Source organism: Rhodococcus sp. NPDC055112 (assembly GCF_053607505.1).
Map to the genome: position 1 here is coordinate 21,028 of NZ_JBSGTR010000010.1, position 17,056 is coordinate 38,083.

At 69.4% G+C, this 17,056-nt stretch carries 17 protein-coding genes; 10 read left to right on the top strand and 7 right to left on the bottom strand.

All coding sequences use genetic code 11. The features are described from left to right. Positions 1 to 130 precede the first annotated feature (130 nt). Both ACWFRB_RS07640 and ACWFRB_RS07645 read left to right on the top strand, forming a co-directional pair. Positions 131 to 1,207, top strand: a complete 1,077-nt coding sequence (locus tag ACWFRB_RS07640) for a metallophosphoesterase (protein ID WP_452639966.1) — start codon at positions 131 to 133, stop codon at positions 1,205 to 1,207. Positions 1,208 to 1,254: 47 nt separating this feature from the next. Beyond that, the gene (locus tag ACWFRB_RS07645; protein WP_452639967.1) at positions 1,255 to 1,635 is read left to right on the top strand and encodes a DUF2784 domain-containing protein; all 381 of its coding nucleotides are present in this window, start codon (positions 1,255 to 1,257) and stop codon (positions 1,633 to 1,635) included. Here ACWFRB_RS07645 and ACWFRB_RS07650 read toward each other — a convergent pair. Together ACWFRB_RS07650 and ACWFRB_RS07655 are read right to left on the bottom strand one after the other, a co-directional pair. Beyond that, positions 1,619 to 2,542 carry an alpha/beta hydrolase fold domain-containing protein gene (locus ACWFRB_RS07650; RefSeq protein ID WP_452639968.1) on the bottom strand — a complete coding sequence of 308 codons (924 nt, stop codon included), beginning with the start codon at positions 2,540 to 2,542 and terminating at the stop codon, positions 1,619 to 1,621. The genes ACWFRB_RS07645 and ACWFRB_RS07650 overlap by 17 nt on opposite strands. Beyond that, positions 2,542 to 3,930, bottom strand: coding sequence for a GH1 family beta-glucosidase (locus ACWFRB_RS07655; protein WP_452639970.1), 1,389 nt, complete (start codon positions 3,928 to 3,930; stop codon positions 2,542 to 2,544). The genes ACWFRB_RS07650 and ACWFRB_RS07655 overlap by 1 nt, the downstream gene beginning before the upstream one ends. 40 nt (positions 3,931 to 3,970) lie before the next feature. Here ACWFRB_RS07655 and ACWFRB_RS07660 point away from each other — a divergent pair, with 40 nt between their 5' ends. Together ACWFRB_RS07660 and ACWFRB_RS07665 are read left to right on the top strand one after the other, a co-directional pair. Next, a complete protein-coding gene (locus ACWFRB_RS07660) occupies positions 3,971 to 5,230 on the top strand; it encodes an MFS transporter (RefSeq protein WP_452639972.1) in 1,260 nt (419 codons plus the stop codon). A 4-nt stretch (positions 5,231 to 5,234) separates the two neighbouring features. Further along, a complete protein-coding gene (locus ACWFRB_RS07665; protein ID WP_452639973.1) occupies positions 5,235 to 5,771 on the top strand; it encodes a GNAT family N-acetyltransferase in 537 nt (178 codons plus the stop codon). Here the strand turns inward: ACWFRB_RS07665 and zapE are convergent. Continuing rightward, entirely contained in the window at positions 5,768 to 6,781 is a 1,014-nt protein-coding gene (zapE, locus tag ACWFRB_RS07670) for a cell division protein ZapE (protein ID WP_452639975.1), read from the bottom strand. The two genes, ACWFRB_RS07665 and zapE, sit on opposite strands and share 4 nt — an antisense overlap. 34 nt (positions 6,782 to 6,815) lie before the next feature. Here zapE and ACWFRB_RS07675 point away from each other — a divergent pair, with 34 nt between their 5' ends. Genes ACWFRB_RS07675 through msrB form a run of 4 tightly spaced genes read left to right on the top strand, consistent with a single transcriptional unit; the run spans position 6,816 to position 10,896 of the window. Further along, positions 6,816 to 7,571: a pyrimidine reductase family protein gene (locus ACWFRB_RS07675; RefSeq protein ID WP_452639976.1), complete on the top strand. Its 756-nt coding sequence runs from the start codon at positions 6,816 to 6,818 to the stop codon at positions 7,569 to 7,571. A 22-nt stretch (positions 7,572 to 7,593) separates the two neighbouring features. Then, positions 7,594 to 9,165, top strand: a complete 1,572-nt coding sequence (locus tag ACWFRB_RS07680; RefSeq protein ID WP_452639978.1) for an alpha/beta hydrolase — start codon at positions 7,594 to 7,596, stop codon at positions 9,163 to 9,165. A gap of 59 nt (positions 9,166 to 9,224) precedes the next feature. Then, complete coding sequence (locus ACWFRB_RS07685; RefSeq protein WP_452639980.1) at positions 9,225 to 10,463, top strand: glycosyltransferase family 87 protein; 1,239 nt, start codon at positions 9,225 to 9,227, stop codon at positions 10,461 to 10,463. A gap of 13 nt (positions 10,464 to 10,476) precedes the next feature. Beyond that, complete coding sequence (gene msrB, locus ACWFRB_RS07690) at positions 10,477 to 10,896, top strand: peptide-methionine (R)-S-oxide reductase MsrB (RefSeq protein WP_452639982.1); 420 nt, start codon at positions 10,477 to 10,479, stop codon at positions 10,894 to 10,896. Here msrB and ACWFRB_RS07695 read toward each other — a convergent pair. Beyond that, positions 10,845 to 11,264 carry a hypothetical protein gene (locus tag ACWFRB_RS07695; protein WP_452639984.1) on the bottom strand — a complete coding sequence of 140 codons (420 nt, stop codon included), beginning with the start codon at positions 11,262 to 11,264 and terminating at the stop codon, positions 10,845 to 10,847. The two genes, msrB and ACWFRB_RS07695, sit on opposite strands and share 52 nt — an antisense overlap. A 125-nt stretch (positions 11,265 to 11,389) precedes the next feature. Between ACWFRB_RS07695 and sigJ the strand changes: the two genes are divergently transcribed. Beyond that, the gene (gene sigJ / locus ACWFRB_RS07700; protein ID WP_452639985.1) at positions 11,390 to 12,343 is read left to right on the top strand and encodes an RNA polymerase sigma factor SigJ; all 954 of its coding nucleotides are present in this window, start codon (positions 11,390 to 11,392) and stop codon (positions 12,341 to 12,343) included. Positions 12,344 to 12,346: 3 nt separating this feature from the next. Here the strand turns inward: sigJ and ACWFRB_RS07705 are convergent, their stop codons facing one another. Continuing rightward, entirely contained in the window at positions 12,347 to 13,597 is a 1,251-nt protein-coding gene (locus ACWFRB_RS07705; protein WP_452639986.1) for a serine hydrolase domain-containing protein, read from the bottom strand. Between the two features lie 49 nt (positions 13,598 to 13,646). After that, positions 13,647 to 14,912, bottom strand: a complete 1,266-nt coding sequence (locus ACWFRB_RS07710; RefSeq protein ID WP_452640080.1) for an MFS transporter — start codon at positions 14,910 to 14,912, stop codon at positions 13,647 to 13,649. 143 nt (positions 14,913 to 15,055) lie between these two features. Between ACWFRB_RS07710 and ACWFRB_RS07715 the strand changes: the two genes are divergently transcribed. Beyond that, positions 15,056 to 15,988 (top strand): LysR family transcriptional regulator, encoded by a 933-nt coding sequence (locus ACWFRB_RS07715; RefSeq protein WP_452639988.1) that lies wholly within the window; start codon positions 15,056 to 15,058, stop codon positions 15,986 to 15,988. A gap of 68 nt (positions 15,989 to 16,056) precedes the next feature. Here ACWFRB_RS07715 and ACWFRB_RS07720 read toward each other — a convergent pair whose 3' ends face one another. Further along, on the bottom strand, positions 16,057 to 17,013 hold the full coding sequence (locus ACWFRB_RS07720) for an MBL fold metallo-hydrolase (protein WP_452639989.1): 957 nt from the start codon (positions 17,011 to 17,013) through the stop codon (positions 16,057 to 16,059). Positions 17,014 to 17,056 lie beyond the last annotated feature (43 nt).

Sequence of the window (17,056 nt, forward strand, 5' to 3'; positions counted from 1 at the left end):
GGGGGTACGACGAGGTGCACGCTGACTGAACGGCGGGTGAACACCGAGGTCGGCCCGGCCTGTCGAGTTGAACGGTCGTTCACATTAAGGTTTGCTCGTCCGGATACCGAACCGATGCGACCCGAGGACTGTGATGGAGTTCAACCAGATCGATCGCCGCCGATTCCTGGCAGGCGCAGCCGCGGCGGGCGCTGCCTTGCCGCTGGCAGCCATGGCACCCGGGATCGCGACCGCCGCCGATACCAAGGCAGCAGGCTCGGGCAAGTTCCCGTTTCCCACCGGCACCAACCCTCGGGTGCTGATCACCGGCGACGCGGGCACCGGCACCAAGGCACAGTGGGCGGTCGCGGACGCGATTCGCGACCTGCACAGTCGCGAGCCCTTCTCGATGGCGCTCGGCCTCGGCGACAACATCTACGAGATGGGACCGACCAACGAGAACGACACCCAGTTCGCGGCGAAGTTCGAGGACCCCAACCACGGCCTCGACTTCCCATGGGTGATGGCCCTCGGCAACCACGACAACAGCGCGATCTTCCCCGGCGACGGCGGCTGGCTGCTGCGCGGCGACGAAGAGGTGGACTACCACCCGCTCTCCCGGCGGTGGTGGATGCCCAGCCGCTATTACTCGGTCCGCATACCCGAGAAGAACCCGGTGGTCGAGTTCTTCGTCCTCGACATGAACCCGGTCGCCGCCATGCTGCCCCCGATCCTCGCGCCCTACTGGGCTGCGGACGGACAGTTCATGAACGAGCAGCGCGCGTGGCTGGACGCGGCGATCGCCGCGTCGCCTGCGAAGTGGAAGATCGCCTGCGCCCACCACCCCTACCTGAGCAACGGATCCCACGGCAACGCGGGCAAGTACGACGGGATGCCGGTACCGCCCGCGAACGGCGCCGACGCGAAGAAGTTCTACGAGGAGCACGTCCTCGGGCGTTGCCAGTTCCTCCTCGCCGGGCACGATCACTCGCTGCAGGTCCTCGAGCCGACCGTCGAGTCCAAGGGCACCCGTCAGATCGTCTCTGGTGCCGCAGGAAAGACCAGCAGCGGCAAGGCCGGCTCCACCACGAACAAGAGCCTCTTCGAGAACTTCGCGGACGTCGGATTCATGGTGATGGACCTCTCGCCCACCGCCGCCACGCTCCGCGTGTACACGGTCGACATCACGACCTCGAAGGCCAAGGAAGTGTTCAACCGCCGCCTGTAACAACGCAGGTGTACCCCTCCGGATCGACCCGGAGGGACAATGACCTCATGGTCTTTCGGGTGCTCGCCGAGGCGACGATGACCGTGCACTTCGCGTTCCTGGTGTACGTCGTCGCCGGCGGGTTCCTGGCCTGGCGATGGCCGTGGGCGATCTGGCCGCATCTCGTGCTCGCGGGCTGGGGCTTCTCGACCATCGTGTTCGGGCTCGACTGCCCGCTCACCCACCTGGAGAACTGGGCCAGGCACGAGGCAGGCGAGCAGGGGCTGCGCACCGGATTCATCGACACCTACCTGACCGGTGTCGTCTATCCGGAGCGCTACACCACACTGCTTCAGGCCCTCGCCGGGCTCGTGGTCCTGGTGTCCTGGACCGGCTTCCTCATCCGGCGCAGGCGTCCGGCCCGCGCCCGGGTCACCGCGTCGAACTGATCGCGCCCCTCGGGTCGACGAGGCCGCGCAGGGTCCGCCTGGCCGCCCTGCCCTCGGGTGTCGGCAGCAGCGGGTAGACGTGCAACATGTCCCGCTCCTCGTGGTACTCGAACTCGGTGTTGCTGAGCGCGATTCGCTCGCGCAGCCGCCGCGCGTCCGCGTTGAGGATGTCGCGGGTGCCGGTGAACACCGTGATGTGCCCCAGGTCGTCGAGGTCGGCGTTGATCGGGCTCACCCGGACATCCTCCGGCTCCAGTGCGCCGCGGTACGCCTCGCCCGCCACCCGCAGCCCGTCCGGACTCAGCCACGGGTCGTGCGCCGCGAGGCCCGCGATGGCCGGGTCGTCGACGGTGATGTCGAGCCACGGCGAGATCAGCACCGTGCGCCGCGGCGGCACGAGGGTGCGTTCCCGCAACGCCACCGCGACGGCCAGCGCCATCCCCCCTCCCGAGGAGTCACCGAGCAGGGCGAACCGCTCGGCGCCGTGCTCCCCCATCAGGCATTCGGCGAGGTCGGCTGCCGCGGGCACCACGACGTCCGCCGTCGCGACGGGGGCGAGTGGGTAGATCGGGACCACCACCTCCACCGGCAACGACCGGGCCAGGCCCGCGACCAACTGCCAGTGCTGACGGGTGATCTCGCGGAAGTACGAGCCACCGTGCAGGTACAGCACGCTGTCCAGATCCCGCCGCGATGCGCCGTGCGCGGCCAGCGAGTACACCGGCCAGCCCGCCGCGGTGCGCTCCAGGCGGATGTCGACCCGCCGGTCGAGCCCACGCGGCGGGCTGAACGAACGAGGTCGCAACGCCCGGCCCGCGATCTCCCGGCGGGTGGCCTCGGCGCCCACCCGCCTGCTGCCCCGCAGCGCGAGCGCTGCGGGCATCAATCGGTTCGCCAGGCTGGTCATCAGTTCACGCTCGCGTGCCCGGCGATCAGGTCGCGATACCAGAAATAGGAGTCCTTCGGCGTCCGGGCCAGGGTCTCGTAGTCGATGTGGACGAGGCCGAATCGCTCCTTGTACCCGGCCGCCCACTCGAAGTTGTCGAAGATCGACCAGGCGAAGTAGCCGCGCACGTCGACGCCGTCCTCGATCGCCTCCCGCACGGCGTGCAGGTGTTCGCGGTGGTAGTCGATCCGCCGACGGTCGTCGACCCGGCCGTTCTCGTCGGGGTCCTCGTCATGGAACGACGCCCCGCTCTCCGTGATGTAGATCGGCGGCAGCGCATCGCCGTACCGGTCCGCGAAGATCCCGAGAATCTCGCGCAGGCCGGCTGGGACGATCGGCCACCCGAAGTCCGTCCGCTCATAGCCCTCGAGCGCGACCGGCTGGAACGGCATCCCCGGCGGCAGGTCGACCTCGAGGACCCCGCTGCTGCCCTCGTCGGAGGTGGGCGCGGCGATCAGCGTCGGCTCGTAGTAGTTGATGCCGAACCAGTCGATCGGCTGCGAGATCACCTCGAGGTCCTCGGCGACCGGCCCCTGCAGCGCCGCTGCCAGCTCCTCCGCCGGGTAACTGCCCCGCAGGATCGGGTCGGCGAACGTCCAGTTCACGATGTGGTCGTAGATCTCGGCGGCCGCGACATCGGCCTCCGATTCGCTGGCCGCGTGTACCGGCGCGTGGTTGGAGGCGATGCCGATGTTGTCGCACCCCGCCGCGCGCAACGCCTGCACCGACAGCCCGTGGCCGAGCAGCTGGTGGTGGGCGGCCTGCAGCGCACCGAAGCCCAGTTCCTGGCCGGGGGCATGCACGCCGAGCGCGTGCCCGTAGAGGGTGTGCACGACCGGCTCGTTCAGCGGCATCCACATGCGCACACGATCACCGAGCCTGCGACCGACGATGTCGGCATACTCGGCGAGCCGATAGGAGGTCTCGCGGTTGAGCCAGCCGCCCGCCTCCTGCAGCTCGATCGGCAGGTCCCAGTGGAACAGGGTGACGGCCGGATCGACCCCGGCCGCGACGAGCTCGTCGACGAGGCGGTCGTAGAAGTCCAGCCCCTCCTCGTTGACCGGACCACTGCCGGTGGGCTGCACCCGGGACCAGGACACGGACAGCCGGTAGGCGTCGACGCCAAGGTCGCGCATCAGCCCGACGTCCTCGCGGTAGCGGTGGTAGTGGTCGATGGCGACCACGCCCGTCTCGCCTCCTACGATCACGCCGGGCCGCTCGCAGTACTCGTCCCAGATGGAGCGGCCTCGGCCACCCTCATCCACTGCTCCCTCGATCTGGTACGCGGCCGTGGCCACGCCCCACAAAAACCCCTGAGGGAACACCGGATTCGTTTCAGTCGCAGTCATCAGCCAAGTTTGCAGAAATGTTGGACGCACGTCCAGCGCAATGCTTGAATTCATCAACACACCGCCCGAACGGGCCCGGCGAAAGCACACTGGCCTCATGACGCTCCCCACCCCCGCATTGCGGGCCGCTCGCGTGTCGACCGCCGTTGGCTTCGGCCTGCAGGGCATGTTCCTCGCCGCACTCCTGACGCAGCTCCCCCAGTTCAAGGACCGGTACGGCTTCGACGACTCCACCATCGTCGTCGCCGTGGTGCTGGTCTCGCTGGTCGCGGCCGTCGGCAGCGTGATCGCCGAGCACCTGGCAACCAGGACCTCCAGCAAGACCACCCTGCGAGTGGGACTGTTCGTCATCGCCTGCGCAGGCACCGGGATCGCCTTCGCCCCGTCCCCCGCCGCGTTCTTCACCGGATTCGCCGTGTACGGCGTCGGCCTCGGCATGGTCGACGCGGCCACCAACATGCAGGCCGTGGCGATCCAACACCGCTACGGCCGATCGATCCTGTCCTCGTTCCACGGCGCGTGGAGCGTCGGCGCCATCGTCGGTGCGCTGTACGTCTCGGCCTGTTCGGCGCTCGAGGTGAGCCTGCCGGTGTCGATCTTCGGCGCCGCGCTCGGGGTCGCCGCCGGAACGCTGCTGATCGGACCGCGACTGCTCGAGGTCGGACCCGAGGCCGAGGCAACCACCTCCGCCGCGCCGCTGACGATCCCGATCCGCCCGTTCCTCGCTCTCGGTGCGGCGATGGCACTGTTCTTCGCCATCGACTTCAGCGTCGGCAACTGGTCGGCGCTGTACCTCAAGGACCTGCTGCTCGCCAGCGCCAGCACGGCGGCCCTCGCGGTCGCCGCCTATCAGACCGCGGGCCTCGCCTCCCGCCTGACCGGCGACTTCTGGGTGCGGCGCCACGGCGAGGTCGCGGTCGTCCGGGTCGGCTCTGCGATCGCCGCGCTCGGGCTGGTCGTCGTGATCGTCGCGCAGAGCCCGACCGTCGCGATCATCGGGTTCCTCATCGTCGGACTCGGCGCCCCCGTCATCGCCCCGCTGTGCTTCAGCGCCGCCGGTCGGCTCGCCCCGCCGGACCAGACGGACGCCGTGATCGCCCGACTCAACCTGTTCAACTACGCGGGCACACTGGTCGGCGGCGCCATCGTCGGTGCGGTCGCGGCCGTCTCCGATCTGCGAATCGGCTTTGTCCTGCCGCTGCTGTTCGCCGTGGCCCTGTTCCTGCTGGCCCCCTCGTTCCGGCCCAAACGGGTCGCCGCAGGGGCCGATTCCGCCGACCTGACACGTGTGGTCGACTAGACGCATGCCCGCTCAGTTCGCCGTCGTCCGCGCCATCTCATCCGACGCGGCCGAGCTCGCCGCCGTTGCCGCCGAGACCTTCCCGCTGGCGTGCCCTCCGACGGCAACCGAGGCCGACATCGCGGACTTCATCACCACTGTGTTGTCCGAGGCCCGCTTCACCGAGTACCTGGCCGCGCCGGACCGAACGGTGCTCAAGGCCGTCGGCGCGGACGGGATCATCGGCTACGCGATTCTCGTCGACGGCACCCCCGATGATCCCGATGTCCGGGCGGCGGTCACGCTGCTGCCGACCCTGGAGATCAGCAAGCTGTACGTGCTGCCGGACCGGCACGGGGACGGTGTGTCGGTGGCGCTGATGACCGCGGCGCTCGACCACGCGCGTGCCCTGGACGCCGCGGGTGTCTGGCTCGGGGTGAACCAGCAGAACACGCGGGCGCAGCGCTTCTACGCCAAGCACGGCTTCGAGCGGGTCGGCACCAAGACGTTCCTGGTCGGCGAGCAGCTGCACCACGACTTCGTGATGCAGCGCGCGGTCTAGGCAGCGACCTCGAAGCGGGACAGCGCGAGCAGCCGCGAGGTCGCGCGCAGGTACTTCTTCCGGTAGCCGCCCGCGAGCATCTCCGGGGTGAAGATCTCGTCCAGCTTGGCGCCGGAGACGGTGACCGGGATGCTCGCGTCGTACAGGCGGTCGGCCAGCACGACCAGTCGCAGCGCGACGGACTGGTCCTGGGCCGGGTGCACGCCCCGCAGGAACACCGCGGGCACGTCCGCGATCAGCTTGTTGTAGCGCGAGGGGTGCAGGGTGCTCAGGTGCGCGCACAGGGCGTCGAAGTCGTCGAGGGTCGCGCCGGGGATCCCGTCGGCGCGGTCGGCGAGCTCGGCGTCCGAGATCGGCTCCGGCGCGGGCGGCAGGTCGCGGTGACGGTAGTCGGGGCCGTCCACCCGGATCGTCTCGAAGATCGACCCGAGCTTCTTGATCTCCCGCAGGAAGTCCTGAGCCGCGAACCGGCCCTCGCCCAGCTGGCCGGGCAGGGTGTTGGAGGTGGCCACGATCGACACGCCACGCGCGGACAGCTCGGTGAGCAGACGCGAGACGAGCATGGTGTCGCCCGGATCGTCGAGCTCGAACTCGTCGATGCAGAGCACGCTGTGGCCGGATAGCTGCTCGACCGCGTTGTTGAAGCCGAGCGCGCCAACCACGTGGGTGAGCTCGACGAACGTTCCAAACGCCTTGGGCGATGGCACGCTGTGGAAGATCGATGCCAGCAGGTGGGTCTTGCCGACGCCGAAGCCGCCGTCGAGGTACAGGCCCGCGCCGCTGGCCTGGGCCTTCTTGCCGAACAATCCGCGCCGACCGCCGGAACGGATCTTCGTCACCTTGGCCGCGAACTCCTCGGCCTTGCTCACGGCAGCGGCCTGGCTCGGCTCGTTCGGGTCGGGGATGTACGAGGCGAAACTGACTTCGTCGAACATCGCCGGCGGGACCATTTGTGCGATCAGCTGGTCCGCCTGAACCACCGGACTGCGATCAACAAGACGCTCGTGCATGCATGGAGGTTATCGACGTGCTGTCATCTCCCATATGCACCGCCTCGATATTGCGACCCACCTCACACCGCTCGACGACGATGAACTGCGCGACCTGCACGTCTATCCGGACACGACGTCCGCGCCGTGGGTCCGGGTCAACTTCGTCTCCAGCATCGACGGTGCGGTGAGCGCCGACGGGACGTCCGCGGGACTGGGCACTCCGGCCGACAAGCGCCTGTTCGGAGTCCTGCGCGAGCTGGCCGACGTGATCCTGGTCGGCGCAGGCACGGTGCGGGCCGAGAACTACGGCGGCGCCCGGGTGTCAGCCGAGCGCCGCGCACGCAGACGCGAGCGCGGCCAGGCCGACGCGCCGCCCGTCGCCGTCGTCACCGCGAGCGCCGACATCGACCCGACGTCCCGGCTGCTGACCGACACCACGACCGCACCCCTGATCCTCACCACCGCCGCCGCGCCCAGCGACCGGAAGGCCGGGCTCGAGGCGGCGGGCGCGCGGGTTCTCGAACTCGGCGAGTCCGCCGTGCCGCCTGCGGCGATCCTCGACACCCTCCACGGGCTCGGACTCACGCGGGTGCTCTGCGAGGGCGGCCCAGCACTGTTCGGTCAGCTGCTGGCGGCCGATGCGGTCGACGAGCTGTGCCTGACCACGGCCCCGCTGCTGGTGGCCGGTCGCGCACCGCGGATCGCGCTCTCCCCCGACGCCGCCCCGAGGACGATGCGTCGGGCGCACCTGCTCGGGGACGAGGACGGCACGCTGCTCGCACGCTGGGTACGCGAGCGGAACGGCTGAGCGACCTGGCAGGCTGTGCACCGTGACATCCCCACTGCGCAGGACGTGGCCGCTCGCCGTGGCGCTCGCCGTCTGCTGCGCCTGCAGTGCCGGGCCGAGCGTGCGCCCCGACGTCGCGGTCGCGCAGCGTCCGGGAGAGACGACGGGCCGAACCGCCGACGCCGAGCAGGAGCCGCCCCCGCTCGAGGTGCCCCGCACCGACCTCGACTGGAGCGACTGCACCCGCACCACCCTTGACACGCTCGGTCTCGGACCGGGACCGGCGGGGCTGATCATCGAATGCGCACAGCTCGCGGCCCCGATCGACCCGTCTTCCTCGATCCCCGGCACCTTCAGCCTCGGGGTGTCCAGGGCCAGGCTCCCGCAGACGCCTGCCGACGCAGGCCCGCTCGTCCTCACCTCCGGCGCGGACCGGGCCTCGACCGCCACCCTCGCGGCGCTGGCCGCGGGGCCCATCACCGACCTGCTGGCCACCCGGCCCGTGGTGGCCGTCGACCGTCGCGGGATCGGGACCTCGACCACCATCGAGTGCATCGACACCCCTGGCCTGCGCAGGGCCATGCTCGACCTCGGCCAGTTCTCCCCGCCGGACCCCGACGGCGGCGACGCCGCGGACAAGGTGATGACACTCAGCCGCGACGCCACGGTCGGCTGCACCGATTTCCTGCAGCCACAGGAGCTTGCCTTCGACGCGGCGCACGCCGCGGACGACCTCGAGCAGCTGCGCAAGGCGTGGGGTGTCGAGCGGTTGGGCCTGTTCACCACCGGAAACGGCGCGGCCGTCGGGCTCTCGTACGCGGCGCAGCACCCGGACCGGCTCTCCCGGCTCGTCCTCGACGCCCCCGGTTCGGTCCGCGCCGACGCCGTGACCACCGCCGAGTCCCGTGTCGCAGGGCAGGAGGCGGCACTGGCTGCCTTCGCCCGGCAATGTGCCGCGCTCGACTGCGCGCTTGGCCCCGACCCCCGGTCGGCGGTGGCCGACCTGGTCCGCCGCGCCTCTGCCGGCGAGCTGACCCCGGTTTCCTCGAACGGATTGCTGACCGCCCTCACCGGCTTCCTCGGCGCGCCCCGCGGCGATCAGCAGGCGCGCATCCGCGAGTTCTCGGACGTGCTGGCGGCGGCGGGCCGCGGCGACATCGGCCCACTCGACTCCCTCATCGGGCACACCGCGGTCGCCACCGACTCGGACGGACAGTTCATCGCGCGCTGCTCCGACGGGCATCAGTGGCCGACGCCAGGTCGTGCACGTGAGCTGCGCACCACCTGGGCCGAGCAGTACCCGGTCTTCGGCCCGGACACCGCGCTCTCGCTGCTGCTGTGCACGGCGTGGCCCACCACGCCGCCGCCGGAGCTGCCCTCCACACTCGACGTCGCCGTGCTCACGCTCAGCGGGGCGGCGGACCCGGTCGTCGGCAGCGCAGGGGCCGGCTCCGTGACCGGGGCGGTCGCGGCGGCGGGTGCCGCCAACTCGACCGTCGCCTGGCTCGGCAGCGGACATCCGGTGTCGACGCATTCCGGTTGCGGACAGCTGGCGATCGCCGACTACGCCCGCACCGGCGTGTTACCCCCGGACGGCGGCGCCTGCCCGGGCTGAGGTGGCCTCGCGGAGTGTCAACCGAACGCCCGGGTGCCCGCTCGGTGTACCGTGCCACGGTGTTCCTTCGACATCTCGAACCGCGCACCGGCCGGACGACCGCAGAGGTGGTCAAGTTCGCGCTGTGGCCGCTCGCCATCATGACGGTGCTGCATCGAGTGCTCGTCAAGGCAGTGAACGGGTTCCGGACGGACGACTTCGCGCCGGTCTACCGGGCGGCCCTGGCCTTCCTCAACCACAAGCCGGTGTACACCGCGAACTTCAACTGGGTGGACCCGCACTACCTCTACCCGCCCAGCGGAACCCTGCTGATCGCCCCGATCGCGCTCGTCGACCCCGAGCGCTCGCGCTGGCTGTTCATCCTCGCCAATGCGGCGGCCGTCATCATCGCCGGCTACCTGATGCTGAAGATGTTCAACCTGGCGCTCGACTCCATCGCGGCGCCGATCCTGCTCTTCGCGATGTTCGCGTCCGAGACCGTCACCAACACCCTTGTCTTCACCAACATCAACGGCCTCGTCCTGCTGGGCGAGGTGGCGTTCATGTACCTGCTGCTGCGCAAGAAGGACGCGTGGTCGGGTGTAGCCCTCGGATTGACGTTCGCGGTCAAACCCGTGCTCTGGCCACTGCTCCTGCTGCCGCTGGTGAGCAAGCAGTGGAAGGTCTTCGTGACCGCCGTCGGCATCCCGCTGATCCTCACCGCGATCGCCTGGCCGCTGTCGGCCGATCCGATGGACTTCGTGCACCGCACCGCGCCGTACCTGATGGAGTCCCGCGACTACTTCAACAGCGCGATCGTCGGCAACGGCGCCTACTACGGGCTGCCCGACCTGCTGATCCTGGCGCTGCGGGCCCTGTTCGGCGTGATGGTCCTTGTGTCGCTGTGGCTGCTGTACCGCTACTACCGCGACGATCAGCTCTTCTTCGTCACCACCGCCTCCGGCGTGCTGCTGACCGCGACGTTCCTGCTGGGCTCGCTCGGCCAGATGTACTACTCGATGATGCTGTTCCCGCTGCTGATGAGCGTGGTGCTGCGGAACTCGGTGATGCGGAACTGGCCCGCCTGGCTGGCCGTCTACGGGTTCATGAGCTACGACAGCTGGCTTTCGGTTCGGTTCCCGGCCGCGGGCCGCGCGGCCGAGTACATGAAGACCACCCTCGGCTGGAGCCTGCTCCTCATCGTGATCTTCGCGGTGCTGCTCGGCCGGTATCTGATCGCGAAGCGCGAGAACAGGCTGGACGGTGGCATCGACCCGGCATTCCTGCTCGAGGAGCGCCCGAAGGCGGCCGTCGCCTGAGTACCGTGGTGCCATGAGTTCCTCGGCAGATCCGGCACCCGTCCAGTTCACCGAAGCGCAGTGGCGCGAACGCCTGAGCCCCGAGGAGTACGCGGTGCTCCGTGAGGCGGGCACCGAGCGCCCGTTCGTCGGCGAGTACACCGACAGCACCACCGTCGGCGAGTACCACTGCCGCGCGTGCGACGCGCTGCTGTTCACCAGCACGGAGAAGTTCGAATCCCATTGCGGGTGGCCGTCGTTCTTCGACCCGGCGGACTCCGACGCGGTCATCCTGCGCGAGGACACCACCCTCGGCATGCGCCGGGTGGAGGTGCTGTGCGCGAACTGCCACAGTCACCTCGGCCACGTCTTCGAGGGCGAGGGCTACCCCACCCCCACCGATCAGCGGTACTGCATCAACTCGATCTCGCTCCGCCTGGTCCCGAAGGCCTGAGACCCGCTCTGGCCCAGCGCCAGCACGCTCAGGCCGAACATCAGGACGCCGAGGGGAACATGGAGCGAGGGCATGCGCGCTATGCCCAGCACCACCTGCACCGAAGCGAGTACGAGGAAGCCGGACGCGTACAGGATCGGGCGGGGCGAGCCGCCGCCAGGCCGCCACGCCAGGATCGCGGCGAGCACGTACAGCATCGACGCGCCGTACATCACGCGCGCTCCGACGCCGTGCAGTGTCTCGCCGTACGACGAGGACAGCAGCATTCCGGCGGTGACCGCCTGGAAGAAGATGGTCAAGGTCTGCAGGGCTGTCGCCACCCGCAGGAAGGTGTGTCTGCCCCGTACTGCCGTCGTCTGCGTCGCCATGGTGCGGTCCCCTCTTCTGACTCGCGGCTGTGAATCGGTAGTGTCTCGATACTCCGACGACACGGGCCCGCGAAATGTGAGGCGAAGCGAAGCGGACGAGAAGAACCAGGGAGCGGTCGCGACCAGTGAGCACCCCATCCGAGCCAGGGCACGACCGGTCCGAACCGGGCCCGAGCACGATCGTCGCCGAGCGGCGTCATCTGACCAATCTCGCCTACCGGCTACTCGGTTCGCTCTCCGAAGCCGAGGACGCGGTGCAGGAAACCTACGCCCGCTGGTACGCGATGTCGCGGCAACGGCGGGAGGCGGTCGAGTCGCCCGGCGCCTGGCTGACGACCGTGGCCGGTCGCATCTGCCTGGACGTGCTCGGCTCGGCGCGGGCCCGGCGTGAGCGCTACGTCGGCGCCTGGTTGCCGGAGCCCCTCCCCGACCGCACGGAGTGGTTCGGCGGGAGGGCGGGCGACGGCAGGGCGGGGCCGACCGACCCCGCCGACCGGGTCACCCTGGACGAGTCGGTGAACATGGCCTTCCTCGTCGTGCTGGAGTCGATGACGCCTGCCGAACGCGTGGCGTTCATCCTGCACGACGTTTTCCGGTACCCCTTCGCCGAGATCGGCGAGATCGTCGGCCGGACGCCCGCGGCCTGCCGGCAGCTGGCGTCCTCGGCCCGTCGGAGGATTCGCGCCGCGCAGGTTCCCGCGGTTCCGACGGCCGGGCAGGCCGGTCTGGTGCGGCATTTCAAGGAGGCATGGGAAGCCAGGGACATCGAGGCCCTCGTCGACCTCCTCGACCCCGACGCCGCGATGACCGCCGACGGCGGCGGCCTGGTCGGCACGGTCCTCCGCCCTGTCGAAGGTGGCAAGCGCATCGCCCAGTACCTGGTCCACATCGCAGACAAGGCCCCCGGGCTGGTGCTCCTGGAGCGGACGGTCAACGGCAGACCCGGCCTCGTAGCCCAGCACGCAGGCGTCACCGTGACCGTGGCGGCGTTCGGCCTCGCGGGCGGCCGCATCACTCGAATATGGGCGGTCCGCAACCCGGAGAAACTCCGTCCGTGGACTGCGAACGGGCAGAGCTGAACCTCACTTCGGAGCGAACATCTTCTCGATGATCGTCTTGGCGATGGTGCTGGCCGGGTCTTGACCGTTGGCGCCGGGCGCGAGGTTGGCCCAGACGACCAGCGTCACGCCGCTCTCCGCATCGGAACCCATGAACGAGTTGTAGCCGGGCAGTTCGCCGGTGTGGCCGTAGAGCGGGCCCAGCTTCGCGATCGCCCAGCCGTAGCCCGGTCCGTCCGGCGTGCTCGGATCGACCGGCTGCACACTCGCGAGGCGGCGTGCCTGCATCTCGGCGTCGAGGGACTTGCCGTCGGCCAGGGCCTCCACCCAGGTCGCGAGGTCGTGCGCGGTGGAGATGCCCGATCCGGCCGACCACGCCCAGGAGGGGTTGCCGTCGGTGACGTCCTTCGGCGCCAAGGTGCCTGCCGTCGCCGCGGCCTGCATGTCCGGCGGAATCGCGGGGTCGGTCATGGTCAGCACGTTGTCCCCGAACATGTAGCCGCGTGAGTACGGGGTGGGGATGGCGTTCGAGGTCAGCGCGGGAAATTCGGTGTGCTCCAGGCCGACCGGAGTGAACAGCCGGTCCCGGAAGATCTCCTGCAGCGGCTTGCCGTCGAGTTGCTCGGCGATCAGGCCGAGCAGGACGAAGTTGGTGTTCGAGTAGTGGTATCCCTGCCCGGGCGGGAAGTACGGCGGATGCGCGAATGCCAGCGACAGCAACTCCTCCGGCGCCCACACCTTCTGCGGGTCCCGGTCGAGGGACTCGTTCAGCTCGAGCGTCTCGCTGTAGTTGAACAGCCCGCTTCGCATGTTCAGCAGCTGCTCGATCGTGATGCCGTCGCCGCCGGGGACCTCGGGCCGGTATTTCGAGACCGGGTCCTCGAGGACGAGCTTGCCCTCCTGCACCAGCTGCAGGATCACCGTTCCCGTCCAGGTCTTGGTGTTCGAGCCGACCCGGACGTGGTCGTCGAGAGTGACCGGCGCACCGCCGTCGCGTTCGGTCGTGCCGTAGGTGACGGTCTGTTCACCCTCCGGCGTGCGCAGCAACACCACCGCGCCGGGCAGCAGGAACTCCTTGGCCGCCTCCTGCACGGTCGACTGCAGGGTCGCATCGTCGATCGCGGGGGCGGACGCTGCCGGCGAGGTCGCCGCGGAGGTGGGACCCGAGTCCGATCCGGTGTCCGAGGAACAGGCACCGAGCAGCAGGGTGAGGGCGAATGCGGCGCCGGCCGCTCGGAGATGGCGTGGTCGACAGGTCACCGCACGACGGTCCATGCCTGACGACCGTACGCCGCCGAGATGCAGTGCATCGGCGAACGGGACTTCACGCGCTCTCGCGGGCATGGACCGGCTCCTCGTTCGGCGGGATCGGTCCGGCCGGATCCGGCGTGATGACCTGCCGCGGCAGCAGCAACGGCGTGGCCAGCAGCAGTACCCCGGCCAGGGCGATGGCTGCACGCAGGCTGGTGAATTGCGCCAGGAGACCCCACAACACGGTGACGCCAGCGATGCCGATGCTGCTGGTGATCGACCACGCGGCGAGGACCCTTGCCTGACGATCGGTTTCGGTGTTGGTCAGCCGGTAGGCGGCGAAGACGGGATTGAAGATGCTCGCGCAGAGGGTCAACCCCAGCTGGGTGGCCATCACGATCGCCAGCCCGGCCCAGCCCGGCTGGATGAACGCGAGGCCGAGTGGCCAGCAGGCACGGAGCGCTCCGACAACCCGCAGCACCCTCGGTCCGCCGCAGCGGGACGCGACTCGGCGAGCGAGTCGCGACCCGATCAGGCCCCCGATACACGGGACCGCGAACGCCAGCCCGTACTGCCAGACGGGGAAGTGCAGGTGCGCAAGCATCAACACCGCCACGAGCGGCTCAGTGGCCATGATCAGCGCGTTGACCAGCACGGTATTGAAGAAGAGCGGACGCAGCGCGTGGTGGGCGAGGATGTAGCGCCAACCCTCGACGACCTCGCTCCACCGACGTGTCGGCGCCCTCGGGGTCGGGGGGCGCTCGGGTTCCCTGATCGCGGTGACGCCGAGCGCTGAGAGGAGGTAGCTCGCCGCGTCGACGAGGACGGTGGTCACCGGCCCCAACAGCCCGATGGCGGCGCCGCCCAGGGGTGGTCCGACGATCGTGGCCGACCAGGTGGTGGACTCGAACCGACTCATCGCCACCACGAGCCCGTCAGCGCGCACGATGGTCTTGAGGTAGGCGCCGCTGGCGGCGGTGAACGCGATCTTCGCGGCTGCGGTGACGGTGACAACGATCAGGAGTTGCGCAAAGGACAACGCCCCCAGCCAGTAGGCGAGCGGTACAGATGCCAAGGCCGCGAAGCGAATCACGTCCATGGCGATCATGACCGGCCGCTTGGCGCGGAACTCCATCCACGGCCCGAGCGGGACCGCCAGCAGCGCCCCGATTGCGAGCCCGGACGCCGACAATGCCGCCACCTCTGCGGAGCTCGCGTTCAGCACCGTGATGGCAATGACCGAGAACGCCCCGAACCCGAGCCCGGTCCCGTAGGCGCTCACCGCGTAGGCGGCCCACAACCACCCGAACGACCCGCCCAGGCTCGCGCTCCGCCACATCTTCGGCACTCGCCTCGCTCCGCTCCACACGTTCGGGACAACCGTCTGTTGTCGGGGAGAGTGAAACCGATCGAGGGACACCGACACCAACAACAGATCGAGCGGAGTGTCACAACCCATAGTTGTGTGGTTAGTCTTCGCTCGTGGATCTCGATGCGGTTCGTACCTTCGTTGCCGTCACCCAGACCTGCCAGTTCCAAGCCGCTGCCGACGATCTGGGCATCACCCAGCAGGCGGCCTCGAAACGGGTGGCCAACCTGGAGCGGGAGCTCGGCGTGCAGCTTCTCTCGCGGACCGCCAGGGGTGTCCGGCTCACCGTCGACGGGCAAGCCCTACTCCCCCACGCACGTGATCTCCTACGCGCCGCCGAACGCGCCACGGCGGCCGTGACTCCGGGGCGCAGGGCCCTGCGGATCGACGTTGTCGCCCGCAGGATCGCACCCTCGACCATCCTGCATGCCTACTACCAGCAACACCCCGGCATCGAGCTCGATGTCGTCACCCTGGTCAACGCCGACGCCGCGTCTGCGCTGGCCGAGGTCGGCGCCGGCACGCTGGACGCCACCTTCAGATCCCTCCGAGCCACCGCCCGCACGGTCCCGAGCGGACTCCGGTCATCGCGCGTGATCGACGATCGGCACCAACTGCTGGTCGGCCCGCAGCATCCGTTGGCGAACGCCGAGACCGTGACGCTCGCCGAGCTCACCGATCACCCGATCTGGATGCCGGGCATGTCCGACTCCGAGCCGATCGGGTACTACGACGATCTGGCGCAGGCGTTCGGACTCACCATCGACACGATGGGTCCGATGTTCGGCATCGAAGCGCTCCTCGCCGAGATCGCGGACTCGACCCGGCTCGCCACCTTCGTCGGCGAGGGCTCGCGATACCTCTGGCCGGAGAGTTACGACCTCCGCCGGGTCCCCGTCGTCGATCCGACTCCGGTCTACCCGCTTTCGGTGATCTGGCGAGCGGACAATCCACACCCGGTTCTCGCAGGATTTCTCGATTACCTCGAGACCAGATACCAGGCGACGTCCGGCGGCGACCTGTGGGCGCCCGACTGGGCACGGTGAGACCGCACCCGGGGGCAGGATCTCACCGTGACCGGATCGCGGGCGGGCGTACGGCGATCCCCATGGGTTCACGGTAGCGGCTCGGCGCCCTCCGTAGCGGGGGTGCTGAGGCGCTGAGCGGCGACGTGGTCGTGGGTGGGGATGATCGGGACCAGTCGTTGGGCCAAGTGGAGGCGGTGCAGGGTTTTGAAGGTGGCGTCGCGGTCGTGGTCCATGAAGACGCCCGGGTAGGTGGCTTTCTGGCGGATTCGGTCGATTTGCAGTGTGTGCCAGGCGGCGTCGCCCGCGAGTAGCTTCCAGCCGTGCGGGGTGTGGGCGAGAACGCCGATGCTTCCGGGGGTGTGTCCGGCGAGATCGACCAGGACGACGCTGCCGTCTCCGAAGAGGTCGCGGCTGCGGGTGAAGGTGAGGATCGGGGGACCGTCGAGGTCGTACTCCTGGATCGGACGGTCGACGAGGGAGTCACGGACACCGCCCACAGGAGCGACGGGACCGGTCATGACCCAGTCTCGCTCGACACTGTGCAGGTGGACGGGCAATCCCGGCAGATCGAGCAGGCCGCACACGTGGTCCCAGTGCGCATGGGTGGGCAGCGCGAAGTCCAGTGCGGGCAGGCCCGGTTCGGCGAGCAGGGCGGTGGCGGTCGGAACGGTTTCGGCGGGCGGGCGCGCGACGGGACGGATAACGGCGGGCAGTTGCGCGATGGCGCGGCGCTCGGCGTCGATGCAGAATCCCGGGTCCACGATGAAGGCGGCTTCCGGATGCTGAACGACGAAGGAGCTCAATGAGCTCGTGATGCGTCGCGGAGTGGACACGCCTTCCACGACCACCTGGGTCGGAACCGGGCGCGGGAAGTTGTGCAGAGCCGTCACGGTGACGGTCCGCTCGGCGCGCGGCAGCCCTGCATCGGTGATGGAGGCCAGGAACCGTTGGTCGGCAGGCCGTGGACGGACCGCACCGTGGAGGGTGCCGACTGCCGCGGTGCAGCATTGCATGAGCGTGGGCTTGTGTACTGGATCGGACATGAAGGAACGCTAATACTTGAGGTCGACATGAAGTAAAGGGGAG

What these genes read in the sequence shown, in the direction of transcription:
- ACWFRB_RS07645 (WP_452639967.1), top strand. Translation starts at nt 1,255, where the DNA reads ATGGTCTTTCGGGTGCTCGCCGAGGCGACGATGACCGTGCACTTCGCG.
- ACWFRB_RS07650 (WP_452639968.1), bottom strand. Translation starts at nt 2,542, where the DNA reads ATGACCAGCCTGGCGAACCGATTGATGCCCGCAGCGCTCGCGCTGCGG.
- ACWFRB_RS07655 (WP_452639970.1), bottom strand. Translation starts at nt 3,930, where the DNA reads ATGACTGCGACTGAAACGAATCCGGTGTTCCCTCAGGGGTTTTTGTGG.
- ACWFRB_RS07660 (WP_452639972.1), top strand. Translation starts at nt 3,971, where the DNA reads ATGCTTGAATTCATCAACACACCGCCCGAACGGGCCCGGCGAAAGCAC.
- ACWFRB_RS07665 (WP_452639973.1), top strand. Translation starts at nt 5,235, where the DNA reads ATGCCCGCTCAGTTCGCCGTCGTCCGCGCCATCTCATCCGACGCGGCC.
- zapE (WP_452639975.1), bottom strand. Translation starts at nt 6,781, where the DNA reads ATGCACGAGCGTCTTGTTGATCGCAGTCCGGTGGTTCAGGCGGACCAG.
- ACWFRB_RS07675 (WP_452639976.1), top strand. Translation starts at nt 6,816, where the DNA reads ATGCACCGCCTCGATATTGCGACCCACCTCACACCGCTCGACGACGAT.
- msrB (WP_452639982.1), top strand. Translation starts at nt 10,477, where the DNA reads ATGAGTTCCTCGGCAGATCCGGCACCCGTCCAGTTCACCGAAGCGCAG.
- ACWFRB_RS07695 (WP_452639984.1), bottom strand. Translation starts at nt 11,264, where the DNA reads ATGGCGACGCAGACGACGGCAGTACGGGGCAGACACACCTTCCTGCGG.
- ACWFRB_RS07705 (WP_452639986.1), bottom strand. Translation starts at nt 13,597, where the DNA reads ATGGACCGTCGTGCGGTGACCTGTCGACCACGCCATCTCCGAGCGGCC.
- ACWFRB_RS07710 (WP_452640080.1), bottom strand. Translation starts at nt 14,912, where the DNA reads ATGTGGCGGAGCGCGAGCCTGGGCGGGTCGTTCGGGTGGTTGTGGGCC.
- ACWFRB_RS07720 (WP_452639989.1), bottom strand. Translation starts at nt 17,013, where the DNA reads ATGTCCGATCCAGTACACAAGCCCACGCTCATGCAATGCTGCACCGCG.